This window comes from Polaromonas sp. P1_H6 (genome assembly GCF_056405195.1).
The window spans coordinates 141,100-155,386 of the sequence record NZ_JBFUCN010000001.1; the positions used below are offsets into that span (position 1 = coordinate 141,100).

Genomic DNA, 14,287 nt, shown 5'->3' on the forward strand with positions numbered 1-14,287 from the left:
TTTACCCTAGATTACTAACCGGTCAGTCAGTAGTGAGTTTTCCAAGCTTTTCCTGGCTGCTTGCCGTCCGAGTTTTCACACCCATTCGACCATGAATAAAACCGTTTTCTCCCTGGTGGGCGCCGCCGTATTGCTGGCAGCCTGTTCCAAGTCCGCCCCACCTGAGGAACCGGTTCGCGCCGTGAAGGTGGTTACCGTGGGGATCAACGCGTTTTCGTCCAGCCATGAGTATGCGGGCGAGGTCAAAGCCCAGGTCGAGTCCAGGCTGGGCTTTCGGGTCGGCGGCAAGATCATCAAGCGCCAGGCTGAACTGGGCCAGCGCGTGAAGGCCGGGCAGGTTCTGGCCCAACTGGACCCGCAGGATTACAAGCTGGCCGCTGACGCGGCCCGCGCCCAGGTGAACGCGGCGGCCACCAACCGCGACCTCGCGGCTGCCGACTTCAAGCGCTACAAGGAGCTCAAGGAGCAGAACTTCATCAGCGGCGCCGAACTGGAGCGCCGTGAAACCACGCTCAAGGCGGCGCAGGCCCAGCTCGAGCAGGCGCAGTCGCAGTTCGCGGTGCAGGGCAACCAGGCCAATTACGCGGCGCTGGTCGCCGACGTGTCCGGTGTGGTGACGGCCATTGAGGCCGAACCGGGCCAGGTCGTGACGGCGGGCGCACCGGTGGTGCGCATCGCGGCGGACGGTGTGCGTGACGTGGTGTTCTCGGTGCCCGAGGATAAGGTGGCCGGGATCAAGACCGGCTCGGCGGTGAAGATACGCGTCTGGTCGCAAAACGCCGAGCTGGACGGCAAGGTCCGCGAGGTGGCCGCCAGCAGCGATCCGGTCACGCGCACTTACACCGTCAAGGTTTCTATCGATGCCAAGGAGCCGCCGCCTCTGGGCGCTACTGTGTATGTGGTGCCCGAATCCGGCGCCGCCGTGGGCGCGCCGGTGATCAAGCTGCCGACCACGGCGCTGCGCCAGGAAGGCAAGGCCACGACCGTGTGGGTGGTCGACAAGGCCACGATGACGGTCAAGCCGCAAATCATCCAGGTCGCGACGGCCGACGGCAACGAGGTGGTTGTGGGGTCGGGGCTGCAGCCCGGCATGCTGGTGGTGAGCGCTGGCGTGCATGTGCTGTCGCCGGGCCAGAAGGTCACGCTCTACCAGCCCAGTGTGGCCCTGGCCGGCGCCACGCCGGTGCAGGCGGCGGGAGTGACTCCGGTCTCCGCTGGCGCCGCTTCGGCGCCCGCATCCGCTGCCTCCGGCGTGAAGTGAGGCGGCCATGACGCAAGCCCACCAAGACGGCAATAGCCCTGCCGGCGAACTCGCTTCGCCCTCGACCCGCTTCAATCTTTCCAAATGGGCGCTGGACCATCCGGCGCTCACGCGCTACCTGCTGCTGGTGCTGATGATCCTGGGCTTCGCGTCCTACTTCCAGCTCGGGCAGGACGAGGATCCGCCTTTCACCTTCCGCGCCATGGTGGTGCGCACCTACTGGCCGGGCGCCACGGCGCAGCAGGTGGCCGAGCAGGTCACCGACAAGCTGGAGCGCACGCTGCAGGAAGCGCCGTATTCCGACCGCATCCGCAGCTATTCCAAGCCCGGCGAATCGCAGATCATTTTCCAGATCAAGGACTCCTCCAAGCCGGCTGAAGTCGCCAACGTCTGGTATTCGGTTCGCAAGAAGATAGGCGACATGCGCGGCACCTTGCCGGGCGGCATCCAGGGGCCGTTCTTCAATGATGAGTTCGGTGACGTCTACGGCGTGATCTACGCGCTCGAATCCGACGGCTTCAACTACGCCGAGGTCAAGACCTTCGCCGACGATGTGCGCCAGCAGCTGCTGCGCGTGCCCGACGTGAGCAAGGTGGAGCTTTTCGGTGTGCAGGATGAAAAAGTCTTCATCGAGATTTCGCAAAAGCGCCTGGCGCAGCTGGGGCTGGACCTGAACCAGGTGCTGGCCCAGCTCGGCCAGCAAAACGCCATTGAATCGGCCGGCGCGGTGCAGACGCCGCTGGACGTGGTGCAGGTGCGCGTGGCGGGCCAGTTCGAGGTGATAGAGCAGCTGCGCGCCATGCCGATACGCGGCAGCTCGGGCGGCCAGCTGCAGCTGGGCGACATCGCCGAGATCAAGCGCGGCTATGTGGACCCGCCTTCCGTGAAGGTGCACCACCAGGGCAAGGAAGTGATCGCACTGGGCGTTTCCATGGCCAAGGGCGGCGACATCATCGCGCTGGGCAAGTCGCTCACGGCGCTGTCGGCCCGCATCGAAAAAACCCTGCCGGCAGGCATCAAGCTCGTGAACGTGCAGAACCAGCCCAAGGCGGTGGCCACCTCGGTCAATGAATTCGTGCGCGTGCTGATCGAGGCCGTGGTGATCGTGCTGGCGGTGAGCTTCATCAGCCTGGGTTTTCACAAGCGCCCGACCAACGGCGGGGGCCCGTTGCCGCTGTGGAGGCGTTATTACATCGACATGCGGCCCGGCCTGGTGGTGGGCATCACCATTCCGCTGGTCCTGAGCCTGACTTTCCTGGCCATGTGGTACTACGGCATAGGGCTGCACAAGATTTCGCTGGGCTCGCTGATCATTGCGCTGGGCCTGCTGGTGGACGACGCCATCATTGCCGTCGAAATGATGGTGCGCAAGATGGAAGAAGGCTACGACAAGGTGCGCGCCGCCACCTTCGCCTACGAGATCACCGCCATGCCCATGCTGACGGGCACGCTGATCACCGCCGCGGGTTTTCTGCCCATCGGCCTGGCTAAATCCACGACCGGTGAATACACCTTCGCGATTTTCGCGGTGACGGTGATCGCGCTGGTGCTGAGCTGGATCGTCTCGGTGTACTTCGTGCCCTACCTGGGCACGCTGCTGCTCAAGGTGCCGCCGCATGTACAGGAAGTGGCCGCCGGCAAGGACAGCCCGCACGAGATGTTCGACAGCCCGTTCTACAGCAACTTCCGCAAGACGGTGGACTGGTGTGTGGAGCACCGCTGGCTCACCATAGGCGCCACCGTGCTGATCTTCGCGCTGGGCATTGTGGGCATGGGCAAGGTGCAGCAGCAGTTCTTCCCCGACTCCAGCCGGCCCGAGATCATGGTCGACATCTGGTTCCCCGAAGGCACTTCTTTCGCGGCCAACGAAGCTACCGCCAGGCGCGTGGAACAGCGCCTGATGAAGGAAGAGGGCGTCACCACGGTCAGCACCTGGATAGGTTCGGGCGTGCCGCGCTTTTATTTGCCGCTGGACCAGGTTTTTCCGCAGACCAACGTCTCGCAGATGATCGTGTTGCCCAAGGACCTGAAGGTGCGCGAATCGCTGCGCATCAAGCTGCCGGCCTTGCTGGCCACCGAATTCCCCGAGGTCCGCGGCCGCGTCAAGCTGCTGCCCAACGGCCCACCGGTACCTTACCCGGTGCAGTTCCGCGTGGTGGGCATAGACCCGCTGGTGCTGCGCGAGCGCGCCGACGAGGTCAAGGCGGTGATGCGCGAAAGCGGCAACACGCGCGGCGTGAACGACAACTGGAATGAGTCGGTCAAGGTGCTGCGCCTTGAGGTGGACCAGGCCAAGGCGCGCGCGATGGGCGTGACCAGCCAGTCGATCGCCCAGGCCTCGCGCACCATCCTGGCGGGCACGCAGGTGGGCCAGTTCCGCGAAGGCGACAAGCTGATCGACATCGTGCTGCGCCAGCCGCTGGACGAGCGCAACGCAATCACCGACATCGGCAATGCCTATCTGCCCACGGCGTCGGGCAAATCGATCCCGCTCACGCAGATCGCCAAGCCGGTGTTCACCTGGGAGCCGGGCGTGATGTGGCGGGAGAACCGCGACTACGCCATCACGGTGCAGAGCGACATCGTGGAAGGCCTGCAGGGCGCCACCGTCACGCAGGAACTGATGCCCAAGCTCAAGGCGCTGGAAGCCAAATGGCTGGACAAGGGCATGACGGGCTACCGCATCCAGGTGGCCGGCGCGGTGGAGGAGAGCTCAAAGGGCTCGTCTTCGATTGTTGCCGGCTTGCCAATCGCGGGCTTCCTGATTCTTACCTTGCTGATGCTTCAGTTGCACAGCTTCAGCCGGACCATGCTGGTCTTTGTGACCGGCCCGCTGGGTATTGCCGGCGTGGCCGCCGCGCTGTTGCTGCTGGGACGGCCTTTCGGTTTCGTTGCGCTGCTGGGCGTTATCGCGCTGATGGGCATGATCCAGCGCAATTCCGTGATCCTGATCGACCAGATCGAGCAGGACCGCGCCCGCGGCGTGCCGGCCTGGGACGCGATCGTCGAATCGGCCGTGCGCCGGTTGCGGCCCATCGTGCTGACGGCGGCCGCCGCCGTGCTGGCCATGATCCCGTTGTCGCGCAGCGTGTTCTGGGGGCCTATGGCCGTTGCCATCATGGGCGGCCTGGTCGTGGCGACGGTGCTGACGCTGCTGGCCTTGCCGGCCATGTATGCGGCCTGGTTCCGCGTCAAACGCGAAGGTAAGCAGGAAACGAAGCCGCACCCGGCTGAAACAGCACTGCCGGCCTGATTCTCCCTGGCCGTCCGCCCGGACGCAAAAACTGGGCGCGATACCGGCTAAAATAGAGAGTTGACCGATTTCAAGCGGGGATTCGGAGGTTTTTCGGATTCCCGTTTTTATTTCCGGCGCGCGGGTGGCGAAATTGGTAGACGCACCAGGTTTAGGTCCTGACGCCAGCAATGGTGTGGGGGTTCGAGTCCCCCTCCGCGCACCACCCTGAGGCTTGCGGACGGCAATTCTTGCGTCCATGCGCTCAGGCGTTGCGGAAAACCCGCGACATGCCAGGTGAAAACCTGTTTTGACTATTTTTTGATCTTAGGAAGACCATCATGGCCGTGACTGTTGAAACCCTTGAAAAGCTCGAGCGCAAAATGACGCTCACGCTGCCCGTCAACACCATCCAGTCGGAAGTTGACACCCGCCTGAAGCGCCTGGCCCGCACGGTCAAGATGGACGGCTTCCGTCCCGGCAAGGTCCCCATGAACGTGGTGGCCCAGCGTTACGGCTATTCGGTGCACTACGAAGTCATGAACGACAAGGTCGGTGAAGCCTTCGCCGTGGCCGCCAACGAAGCCAAGCTGCGCGTCGCCGGCCAGCCCCGCATCAGCGAAAAAGAGGGTGCACCCGAAGGCGAACTCGCATTCGACGCGGTGTTCGAGGTTTACCCTGAAGTCAAGATCGCCGACCTGTCGGGTGCCCAGGTGGAAAAAGTCAGCGCCGACGTCAGCGACGCGGCCATCGACAAGACCCTGGACATCCTGCGCAAGCAGCGCCGCACCTTCGCCCAGCGCGCCGCCGATGCGCCTGCGCAAGACGGCGACCGCGCCACCATCGACTTTGAAGGCAAGATCGACGGTGAGCCCTTTGCCGGCGGCAAGGCCGAGGACTACCAGTTCCTGATCGGCGACGGCCAGATGCTCAAGGAATTCGAAGATGCCGTGCGCGGCATGAAGACCGGCGAAAGCAAGACCTTCCCGCTGAACTTCCCTGCCGACTACCACGGCAAGGACGTGGCCGGCAAACAGGCCGACTTCCTCGTGACGGTCAAGAAGGTCGAAGCCGCCCACCTGCCCGAAGTCAACGAAGCTCTGGCCAAGTCGCTGGGCATTGCCGACGCGACGGTCGAAGGCCTGCGCGCCGACATCAAGAAAAACCTCGAGCGTGAAGTCAAGTTCCGCCTGCTGGCCCGCAACAAGAACGCCGTGATGGACGCACTCGTCGCCAACGCCGAACTCGACCTGCCCAAGTCCAGCGTTCAGGCTGAACTGGACCGCATGATCGAAGGCGCCCGCGCCGACTTGAAGCAGCGCGGCATCAAGGACGCCGACAAGGCGCCGATCCCCGAAGAAATCTTCCGCCCGCAAGCCGAAAAGCGCGTGCGCCTGGGCCTGGTGGTGGCCGAGCTGGTGCGCACCAACGACCTGCAGGCCAAGCCTGATCAACTCAAGGCGCACATCGAAGAGCTGGCCGCCAGCTACGAGAAACCGCAGGACGTGGTGCGCTGGTACCTGAGCGACAACCGCCGCATGGCCGAAGTCGAGGCCGTTGTGATCGAAAACAACGTCACCGACTTCGTGCTGGGCAAGGCCAAGGTCACCGAAAAAGCCATTTCCTTCGACGACCTGATGGGCCAGAACTGATTCTTCACGGCCTTTCCTGATCTTTCCTGACCTTGGGGCTTGCGCTTTGCGGCGCAGGCCCCAATTTCATTGGGCTACGGCATGGCGGCCTGTGAATCCGCTGTCAGCCCCCGCCGAAACTGCCTGATGGAGTTTTTGGGTACAGTACAAACATCTCTGGAGAAAACATGATGGTCCGAAACAGTATTTACGGCGGCGCCTATACCGGCCCGCAAGCCGGCGCCCAGGATGCGCAAGGCCTGGGCATGGTGCCCATGGTCATCGAGCAGTCCGGCCGCGGCGAGCGCTCCTACGACATTTACTCGCGCCTGCTCAAAGAGCGCGTGATCTTCCTGGTGGGCCCGGTCAACGACCAGACCGCCAACCTGGTGGTGGCCCAGCTCTTGTTCCTGGAAAGCGAAAACCCGGACAAGGACATTTCCTTCTATATCAACTCCCCGGGCGGATCCGTCACGGCCGGCATGGCGATTTACGACACCATGCAGTTCATCAAGCCTGACGTCTCCACCCTTTGCGTGGGAATGGCAGCCAGCATGGGCGCTTTCCTGCTGTCGGCCGGCACCAAGGGCAAGCGTTTCTCGCTGCCGAACTCGCGCGTGATGATTCACCAGCCTTCAGGCGGCGCGCAAGGCCAGGCCACCGACATCGAAATCCACGCCCGCGACATCCTCAAGACGCGTGACCAGCTCAACCGGATCATGGCCGCCAACTGCGGTCAGCCGGTTGAAAAGATCGAACGCGATACTGAACGGGACTATTTCATGTTTGCGGACGAGGCCAAGGAATATGGCCTGGTCGACCAGGTCATCGCCAAGCGGCCCTGAGCGTCCGGGGCGGTAAAGCCGGCCAAAACGGCTTAAAACCCCCTCAAGTTGCTCTGCAACAACGGCGTTTTCTGTAACAGAAACGCCGTTTTTTTATTGGTTATCATTAGGTAACAGTTCCCTCCAGGCACCTTAAAGGCATCCCCACCAATGGCCGAGAAAAAAGGCTCCTCCAGCGAAAAGACTTTGCACTGCTCTTTTTGCGGTAAAAGTCAGCACGAAGTTAAAAAACTGATCGCTGGCCCCTCGGTATTCATCTGCGACGAATGCATCGATCTCTGCAACGAGATCATCCGCGACGAACTTCCCGCCGGCGAAGATGTCCGCGAAACCCGCACCGATTTGCCCACCCCTCTTGAAATCAAGGGGACGCTGGACGGCTATGTGATCGGCCAGGAGCCGGCCAAGCGCACGTTGGCCGTGGCGGTGTACAACCACTACAAACGCCTGCGCCACAAGGAAAAAGCCAAAAAAGACGACGTGGAGCTGACCAAGAGCAATATCTTGCTGATCGGCCCCACCGGCTCGGGCAAAACCCTGCTGGCCCAGACCCTGGCGCGCACGCTCAACGTGCCTTTCGTGATGGCCGACGCCACCACGCTGACCGAGGCCGGCTATGTGGGCGAGGACGTCGAAAACATCATCCAGAAGCTGCTGCAAAGCTGCAACTACGAAGTCGAGCGTGCCCAGCAGGGCATCGTCTACATCGATGAAATCGACAAGATCTCGCGCAAGTCCGACAACCCCTCCATCACGCGCGACGTGTCGGGCGAGGGCGTGCAGCAGGCGTTGCTCAAGCTGATCGAAGGCACCATGGCTTCGGTGCCGCCGCAGGGCGGCCGCAAGCACCCGAACCAGGATTTCCTGCAGGTGGACACGACCAACATCCTGTTCATTTGCGGCGGCGCCTTCGCCGGCCTGGAAAAAGTCATTGAAAACCGCACCGAAGCCTCGGGCATGGGATTCGGGGCGACTGTCAAAAGCAAGAAGTCCCGCACCCTGACCGACGCCTTCAAGGAAGTCGAGCCGGAAGACCTGATCAAGTTCGGCCTGATCCCCGAACTGGTGGGCCGCATGCCCGTGGTCGCCACGCTGGCCGAACTCAGTGAAGATGCGCTTGTGCAGATCCTGACCGAGCCGAAAAATGCCGTGGTCAAGCAGTTCAGCAAGCTGCTGGCCATGGAAGGTGTGGACCTCGAGATTCGCCCGTCCGCGCTCAAGGCCATCGCGCGCAAGGCATTGGCCCGCAAGACCGGCGCGCGCGGCCTGCGTTCCATCCTGGAGCAGTCGCTGATCGACACCATGTTTGACCTGCCCAATGCCAGCAATGTCGACAAGGTTGTCGTGGACGAGTCCACAATCGAGGAAAGCAAGGCCCCCTTGCTGGTTTACCGAGAAGCGGCCAAGAAAGCCTGAGCATCACAAAGGCTGGCCGGAATGCTTGAAAAGCGCCTCCCGCGCCCCATGTCTGGGTTGATTGTGTTTCGCCGGGCCATGCAACTGGCTGCCACGGCCAACGTTTAAGGTTTATATGTCCGGACAAACTTCATTGCCTTCCACCCCCATCGACCTGCCTCTCCTGCCCTTGCGGGACGTGGTGGTCTTTCCGCACATGGTGATCCCGCTGTTCGTGGGCCGTCCCAAGAGCATCAAGGCGCTGGAGTCGGCGATGGAGGCCGAGCGCCGCATCATGCTGGTGGCGCAAAAAGCCGCCGCCAAGGACGAGCCCTCCGTCGAGGACATGTTCGAAGTCGGCTGCGTCGCCACCATCCTGCAACTGCTCAAGCTGCCCGACGGCACGGTGAAGGTGCTGGTCGAAGGCCAGCAGCGCGCCACCGTCAACAAGATCGAAGAAGGTGAGCAGCATTTCTCGGCCAATGTCACGCCCGTCGAGACGGTGGTCGTGATCGCCGGCGACAAGACCAGCGAAATCGAGGCCCTGCGCCGCGCGGTGATGCAGCAGTTCGACCACTACGTCAAGCTGAACAAAAAAATACCGCCCGAAATCCTCACCTCGATCTCCAGCATCGACGACGCCGGCCGCCTGGCCGACACGATTGCCGCGCACCTGCCGCTCAAGCTCGACGCGAAGCAGGTGATCCTGGACCTGGCCAACGTCAAGGCGCGGCTCGAGAACCTCTACGAGCAGCTCGAGCGCGAGGTCGACATCCTCAACGTCGACAAGAAGATCCGCGGCCGCGTAAAGCGCCAGATGGAAAAGAACCAGCGCGACTTCTACCTCAACGAGCAGGTCAAGGCCATCCAGAAGGAACTGGGCGAAGGCGAAGAGGGCGCGGACATCGAAGAGATCGAAAAGAAGATCAAGTCCGCCAAGATGCCGCAGGAAGCGCGCAAGAAGGCCGAGAGCGAGCTCAAGAAGCTCAAGCTCATGTCGCCCATGTCCGCCGAGGCAACGGTGGTGCGCACCTACATCGACGTGCTGACCGGCCTGCCCTGGAGCAAGAAGACCAAGATCAAGCACGACCTGGGTAATGCCGAGAACGTGCTCAACGAAGACCACTACGGGCTCGAGAAGGTCAAGGACCGTATCGTCGAATACCTCGCGGTGCAGCAGCGCGTCGACAAGCTCAAGGCGCCCATCCTGTGCCTCGTCGGGCCTCCCGGCGTGGGCAAGACCTCGCTGGGCCAGTCCATCGCCAAGGCGACCGGCCGCAAATATGTGCGCATGGCCCTGGGCGGCATGCGCGACGAGGCGGAAATCCGCGGCCACCGCCGCACCTACATCGGCGCTTTGCCGGGCAAGGTCCTGCAAAGCCTGACCAAAGCCGGTACGCGCAACCCGCTGTTCCTGCTCGACGAGATCGACAAGCTGGGCACAGACTTCCGCGGCGACCCTTCCAGCGCGTTGCTGGAGGTGCTGGACCCGGAACAGAACCACACCTTCGGCGACCACTACGTCGAGGTCGACTTCGACCTGAGCGACGTGATGTTCGTCGCCACCTCGAACTCGATGAACATTCCGCCGGCCCTGCTGGACCGCATGGAAGTCATCCGCCTGTCCGGCTACACCGAGGACGAAAAAACCAGCATTGCCATGCGCTACCTGCTGCCCAAGCAGGTCAAGAACAACGGCGTGAAGGAAGATGAGCTGGAAGTGCAGGAGCAGGCAGTGCGCGACATCGTGCGCTACTACACGCGTGAAGCCGGCGTGCGTTCGCTGGAACGCGAACTCTCCAAGATCTGCCGCAAGGTCATCAAGGGCATCCAGCTCAAGAAGATGGAACCCAAGGTCGTCGTCACGCCGGACAACCTCAACGATTTCCTGGGTGTGCGCAAATTCAACTACGGCCGCGCCGAGCAGCAAAACCAGGTCGGCCAGGTCGTGGGCCTGGCATGGACCGAGGTCGGCGGCGACCTGCTGACCATTGAAGCCGCCATGATGCCCGGCAAGGGCGTGATCACGCGCACCGGCTCGCTGGGCGACGTCATGAAGGAATCCGTTGAGGCCGCGCGCACGGTGGTGCGCAGCCGTTCCAAGATGCTTGGCATCAAGGACGAGATGTTCGAGAAACGCGACATCCACATCCACGTTCCCGATGGCGCGACGCCCAAGGATGGCCCAAGCGCCGGCGCCGCGATGACGACGGCTTTTGTTTCCGCCATGACGGGCATCCCGGTGCGCGGCGATGTGGCCATGACGGGCGAGATCACGCTGCGCGGTGAAGTCACGGCGATCGGCGGCCTGAAGGAAAAGCTGCTGGCGGCATTGCGCGGCGGCATCAAGACCGTGCTGATTCCCGAGGAAAACGCCAAGGACTTGCAGGAGATTCCCGACAACGTCAAAAGCGGCCTGGAGATCGTGCCGGTGAAATGGATAGACCAGGTGCTGCAGGTTGCGCTCGAACGCCAGCCTGTTCCCCTGACGGATGAAGAAGCCGCTGTCGCTGCGCCGGCTGCTGCGGCAGCGCCAGCGGAAGCCGCGGGCACCGTCAAACATTAAGTCTTTGGCAAAGTTTTTTTGGACAGTTTGGAAAAGTCGAAAAACTACGCTATAATTTGAGGCTGTTATCGCGGGAGTAGCTCAGTTGGTAGAGCGCAACCTTGCCAAGGTTGAGGTCGAGAGTTCGAGACTCTTCTCCCGCTCCAATTTAAAGGGCAGCACTTCAAAATGCTGTCCTTTTTCATTGGGGGTTTCATATAAATAGCGACAAGCCAGCGGGCTTGCCGAGGCAGACAGAATACGGCGCGGTAACAAAGCGGTTATGTACCGGATTGCAAATCCGGCTAGCCCGGTTCGACTCCGGGCCGCGCCTCCACCAAACCCTTGCAATCAGCCCCAGCCATGGGGCTTTTTTGTTTGACAATACGTTGTGAGACGCCGGGCCGGATGTTCTGCACGGAGCCTTGCGTAAAGCGTTTGAGCCTGAGTGGTGAAATAGGTAGACACAGCGGACTTAAAATCCGCCGCTTCGTGAATAGCGGGCGTACCGGTTCGATTCCGGTCTCAGGCACCACAGCGGCTCACCCATGCGCCGGGCGCGCTTTTGAAAACTGGGTAAGATAAATTCCATCATGTCCCGTTACAACACACCTTTTGAGATCCACGTGCACGGCGAAGTGCCTTTGCGTGTGGACGTTACCTTTGAGCAGCTGCAGGAGGCCCTGAAGCCGCTATGGAAGTACGCGGGTTCCAAATCCCTGGCGGCCGCCGCCGCTAGCGCCTATGAGGAAGAGCCGGGCATCCGCTTCGACGTCCAAAAGCATTTGCTGCAGATGTGCTGGACAGTGCCGGGCGATGAAGACTTCCGCCAGGCGCTCGACGAAATGTGCATGGGCCTCAACGATCTTGCCGAGGCGGGCGCGCCCATCGAAGTGACGTTTTACGATTCCGACTTCGATGAGGACGAAAGCGACGAGGATGAAGAAGCGCGCGATGACTTCGCGATGTACTTCGTCGGCCCGACCCCGGCCGCCATCATGCAGGTCCAGCGCGACTTGCTGGTGCAGGACATGATTGGCCTGATGGAGCGCCACTTCGACGGTTCCGAGCTCGGTGAGGTCGTCGCGGCGGTCGACAAGCTGTTTGAGCAGCGCTTTGACGCCTTGGTCAACTCCATGCAGCTCGGCAAGCCGCCACGCGGGCTGGGCGGGCCGCAGGGCGGCTCAGGCCACGGCGGCGGCCGCAAGCCGAGGCACCTGCACTAAGTAGTGCACTAGGGCGTGGAAACGCCGCAGAGGGCCGTGGCGCTCTGCGGCTCCCCGGGAAATCCCAGGCCGCGCAGGTAGACGTCAATCGCGCACTGGCCCACTTCCAGCAGGTCAAAGGCCTGAGGGTCCAGCAGCCAGTTCTGGATGATTCCGTCAATGAGGGCATGCAGGCCCTGCGCGCCCACTGATGCCGGCACCGGCAAGGTCAGGCTCATCTGGCCAGCGGCGGTTTCCATGCCTTGCTGGATGCGTTCCAGAAAGCCGTTGCGCACCGCGAGGTGGCGCAGACGAACCGCCTGGAGCTCCTCCACATATTCGACTTTCTGCGTCGCGACCTCAAACACCCGGCGGGTCTGCGCGTCGGTCACGATCTGCCTCAGGGCATTGACGGTGGAGAGCCGTATCCGCTCTATCGCGTTGAGGCCGGCTTCGCCCGGGGTTTCCTGTTTTTCGTTCTCATGGTTGAAGGACTCCTCCAGGGGCAGCGTGACCCGCTCCATCATCGCGTTGAACAGGTCCGCCTTGTCCTTGAAGTGCCAGTAAACGGCGCCGCGGGTAGCGCCCGCGCGCCGGGCAATGTCCTGCAGGCTGGTGCGCGATACCCCTTGGCATTGAAACAAGTGCTCAGCCGCATCCAGCAGCTTGTGGCGGGTGGCCAAAGCTTCTTCTTTTGTTCGACGGGCCATTGACTGCCTCCAAGGTAAATTCCGGGTAAATCCCCGGATTTTTGTTATACATTCATAAATGTATGTAAACTATAACACTCGCAAAAACCCTTATTCTTTTCGTTTTCGGTGAATGAGCTTTGCCTCAATTACCGACTGCCTCTCCCGCTTTGCGCTTTTTTCCCAAAATTTCGAGGAATAGCATGCCCAAGTCTCGCGTTGCCCCTTCATTTGTACCCCCTCAACTCCTGAAATACCAGCCTCTTGCTGTCGCAGCGGCACTGGCCTTGCTCCTGGCCGGATGCGGCAAAGGCGGCGGCGCCCCCSGCGGGGCGCCGCCGCCAGCTGAAGTCGGTGTGGTCACGGTCACCCAGGGCGACGTGGGCCTGATCACCGAACTGCCAGGCCGCCTGGAAGCGTCGCGCGTCGCCGAAGTCAGGGCGCGCGCCGCCGGCATCTTGCAGAAACGGCTGTTTCGCGAGGGTAGCGACGTCAAGGAAGGCCAGCAGCTGTTCAGCATTGATGCCGCACCCTACGCGGCCGCGGCCGCCAGCGCCAAGGCCAGCCAGGCCCGCGCCGAAGCCAACCTGGCGCAAGCCACCTCGCTGGCCGAGCGCTACAAGCCGCTGGTCGAGGCCAACGCCGTCAGCAAGCAGGAATACGCCACCGCCGTGGCCGCGCAGAAACAGGCCGAAGCCGACGTGGCCGTGGGCAAGGCCAGCGTGCAGACCGCCAGCATCAACCTGGGTTATGCGTCGGTGACGGCGCCGATCTCGGGCCGCATCGGCCGCGCGCTGGTGACCGAAGGCGCGCTCGTCGGGCAGGGCGAAGCCACGCAGCTCGCGGTGGTGCAGCAAATCAACCCCATGTACGTCAACTTCACGCAATCGGCGCCCGAAATCATGAAGCTGCGCGCCGCGATGGACAGCGGCCAGTTCAAGCGCGCCAGCGGCGCCGAAGCCGCCAGCGTGCGCGTCGTGCTTGAAGACGGCAGCGAATACGCGCGTCCCGGCCGCCTGCTGTTTTCCGACCTGACGGTGGACGCCACGACCGGGCAGATCACCCTGCGCGCCGAAGTCCCTAACCCCGGCGGCCAGTTGCTGCCGGGCCTCTACGTGCGCGTGCGCCTGGAGCAGGCGCAGGCCAGCAACGCCGTCACCTTGCCGCAGCAGGCCGTCACGCGCACGGCGCAGGGCGACACCGTCATGGTGGTGGGCGCCGACGGCAAAGTCAGCCCGCGCACCATCAAGATCGGCTCGGCCCAGGGCAACCAGTGGGTGGTGCTGGACGGCCTGAAGACCGGCGAGCAGGTCATGGTCGACGGCTTCCAGAAACTGCAGCCCGGCGCCACCGTCAAGCCCGTGCCGTGGCAGGCGCCCGGCGCCAAGCCAGCGGCTGGCGCGGCCTCCGCCCCGGCGGCGCCGGCATCAGGCGCATCCGCCGCGAAACCCGCCGTTTCCGCAGCATCCGCGGCAGCGAAGTAA

At 62.7% G+C, this 14,287-nt stretch carries 9 protein-coding genes and 4 tRNA genes; 12 read left to right on the forward strand and 1 reads right to left on the reverse strand.

Going from position 1 to position 14,287, the window contains the following annotated elements:
- The first annotated feature begins 91 nt into the window (after positions 1-91).
- From AC1D1F_RS00690 to AC1D1F_RS00740, 11 genes are all read left to right on the forward strand, one after another.
- Positions 92-1,261 carry an efflux RND transporter periplasmic adaptor subunit gene (locus AC1D1F_RS00690; protein ID WP_477676425.1) on the forward strand — a complete coding sequence of 390 codons (1,170 nt, stop codon included), beginning with the start codon at positions 92-94 and terminating at the stop codon, positions 1,259-1,261.
- A gap of 7 nt (positions 1,262-1,268) precedes the next feature.
- On the forward strand, positions 1,269-4,514 hold the full coding sequence (locus AC1D1F_RS00695) for an efflux RND transporter permease subunit (protein ID WP_477696327.1): 3,246 nt from the start codon (positions 1,269-1,271) through the stop codon (positions 4,512-4,514).
- 118 nt (positions 4,515-4,632) lie between these two features.
- A tRNA-Leu gene (locus AC1D1F_RS00700) sits at positions 4,633-4,719 on the forward strand.
- A gap of 115 nt (positions 4,720-4,834) precedes the next feature.
- Entirely contained in the window at positions 4,835-6,145 is a 1,311-nt protein-coding gene (gene tig / locus AC1D1F_RS00705) for a trigger factor (protein WP_477681090.1), read from the forward strand.
- 167 nt (positions 6,146-6,312) lie between these two features.
- Complete coding sequence (gene clpP, locus AC1D1F_RS00710; RefSeq protein ID WP_305790672.1) at positions 6,313-6,969, forward strand: ATP-dependent Clp endopeptidase proteolytic subunit ClpP; 657 nt, start codon at positions 6,313-6,315, stop codon at positions 6,967-6,969.
- 150 nt (positions 6,970-7,119) lie between these two features.
- Complete coding sequence (gene clpX, locus AC1D1F_RS00715; protein ID WP_436154012.1) at positions 7,120-8,385, forward strand: ATP-dependent Clp protease ATP-binding subunit ClpX; 1,266 nt, start codon at positions 7,120-7,122, stop codon at positions 8,383-8,385.
- 115 nt (positions 8,386-8,500) lie between these two features.
- Positions 8,501-10,930, forward strand: coding sequence for an endopeptidase La (lon, locus tag AC1D1F_RS00720; RefSeq protein WP_477696329.1), 2,430 nt, complete (start codon positions 8,501-8,503; stop codon positions 10,928-10,930).
- A 70-nt stretch (positions 10,931-11,000) separates the two neighbouring features.
- Positions 11,001-11,076, forward strand: a tRNA-Gly gene (locus AC1D1F_RS00725).
- Positions 11,077-11,172: 96 nt separating this feature from the next.
- A tRNA-Cys gene (locus AC1D1F_RS00730) sits at positions 11,173-11,246 on the forward strand.
- A 105-nt stretch (positions 11,247-11,351) separates the two neighbouring features.
- Positions 11,352-11,444, forward strand: a tRNA-Leu gene (locus tag AC1D1F_RS00735).
- Between the two features lie 58 nt (positions 11,445-11,502).
- Entirely contained in the window at positions 11,503-12,135 is a 633-nt protein-coding gene (locus AC1D1F_RS00740; RefSeq protein ID WP_477654564.1) for a DUF6806 family protein, read from the forward strand.
- Between the two features lie 8 nt (positions 12,136-12,143).
- Here the strand turns inward: AC1D1F_RS00740 and AC1D1F_RS00745 are convergent, their stop codons facing one another.
- Positions 12,144-12,824: a TetR family transcriptional regulator gene (locus AC1D1F_RS00745; RefSeq protein ID WP_477676366.1), complete on the reverse strand. Its 681-nt coding sequence runs from the start codon at positions 12,822-12,824 to the stop codon at positions 12,144-12,146.
- Between the two features lie 182 nt (positions 12,825-13,006).
- Here AC1D1F_RS00745 and AC1D1F_RS00750 point away from each other — a divergent pair, with 182 nt between their 5' ends.
- The gene (locus AC1D1F_RS00750) at positions 13,007-14,287 is read left to right on the forward strand and encodes an efflux RND transporter periplasmic adaptor subunit (RefSeq protein WP_477700620.1); all 1,281 of its coding nucleotides are present in this window, start codon (positions 13,007-13,009) and stop codon (positions 14,285-14,287) included.